Here is a 1,647-nt window from a genome sequence, read left to right as displayed (position 1 = left end):
CCTGACTCGTGCCACTTGAGCGCTGATTCGGCGGTCGTTGGTCGTTCTGCCCTGATTTTCCGGGGTTCGGGGTCGGCGGGTTACGCACTAACGGCGGCGATTTAGACTCCCTCGATGGGGTTGTTCGTCCGGAAGGTGAAGACGCGTTCCGGGGCCACGGCGGTGCAGATCGCGCATACTCGTCGCGGAGTGCAGACGATCCTCGAGCACATCGGCTCGGCGCATGACGACGCGCAGCTTGCGGCGTTGGTGGCGGTTGCGAAGAGCAAGATCCATGCCGGGCAGCAGACGTTCGATCTGGACGCGCTGACACCGACTGCGCCGACCGGGGCGGCGCCGACCGTGACGGGATCTCGTTCGCGGGTGCTGTGGGACGTGCTGGAGGCCGCGTATCGGCGGCTCGGTTTCGATGCCGCTGTCGATGACGACGTGTTCATGAAGCTGGTCCTCGCTCGCGTGGTCGAGCCGACGAGCAAGGCTGACACGATCCGGGTGCTCGGCGAGCTCGGGGTGCCGGCGCCCGGGCTGCGGACGATCTGGCGGACCCTCGCGAGATGTGTTGAACACGATTGGCGGGACAAGCTCGCGACCGCTGCGTATGCGCATGCGACCCGACATGGGCACGTGAAGCTGGTGCTCTACGACGTGACCACGCTCTACTTCGAGGCCGAGGACGAGGACGCGCTGCGGAAGGTGGGGATGAGCAAGGAGCGCCGCGTCGACCCGCAGATCCTGGTGGGGATGCTGGTCACCCCGGACGGGTTCCCGCTTGAGGTTCATGAGTTCCCCGGAAACACCGGCGAGACGCTCACGCTGTTGCCCGTGCTCCGCGCGTTCCAAGACCGACACGCAGTCGACGACGTCGTGGTCGTCGCCGACGCCGGCATGCTGTCCGCGTCGAACCTGAACCAGATCGAGGACGCCGGGTTCTCGTTCATCGTCGGCTCCCGAATCAGCAAGGCCCCTTACGACCTGGCCGAGCACTTCGACGCGCACGGCGGCGTCCTCCACGACGGCGAGACCATGGAGTCGAAGCGGATCATGGGCGTCCGGGAGAACGCCAGACAGCGGCGGGTGGTCTATCACTACTCGGCCAAGCGTGACCGGCGCGACAACCACACCCTCGACAAGCAGGTCGAACGGGCGCAGAAGATCGCCGACGGGACCAAGCCGCTCAAGAAGGACCGGTTCGTCAAGCTCACCGGCACCCGCCCCGCCGTCGATCAGGTCCTCGTCGACCGGGCCCGTCAACTGGCTGGGCTGAAGGGGTACGTCACCAACATTCCCCAGGTCCGGCTCACCGGGAATGAGATCGTGGCCGCGTATCACGAACTGTTCCAGGTCGAGGCATCGTTCCGGATGGCGAAGACCGACCTCCGTGCGAGACCGATGTTCCATCATGAGGCCGACTCGATCCACGCGCACCTCACGATCGTGTTCACGGCCCTCGCGATCTCACGCCATCTCCAGGACCTCACCGGGGCGAGCGTCCGCAAGATCGTCCGCACCCTGCGACCGCTGCGAGACGTCACGATCAGCATCAACGGGAACGAGATCGTAGCGAAGACCCCACCCGGCGACACGGCGCAAGCCATCCTCGACGCCGTCGCCGCGAGCGTCACGCACTAACTTGGCGCGAGTCAGGAG

The 1,647-nt window shown here is 66.0% G+C and carries 1 protein-coding gene; it reads left to right on the top strand.

Annotation, left to right across the window (positions count from 1 at the left end):
* The first annotated feature begins 114 nt into the window (after positions 1 to 114).
* Positions 115 to 1,629 (top strand): IS1634 family transposase, encoded by a 1,515-nt coding sequence (locus ACSGC5_RS14875; RefSeq protein WP_363499275.1) that lies wholly within the window; start codon positions 115 to 117, stop codon positions 1,627 to 1,629.
* The last annotated feature ends 18 nt before the right edge of the window (positions 1,630 to 1,647 follow it).

This window comes from Microbacterium sp. bgisy207 (genome assembly GCF_965345035.1).
In the GTDB taxonomy this organism is placed as follows: Bacteria; Actinomycetota; Actinomycetes; order Actinomycetales; family Microbacteriaceae; genus Microbacterium.
This window is presented reverse-complemented; position numbering and strand designations above follow the sequence as displayed.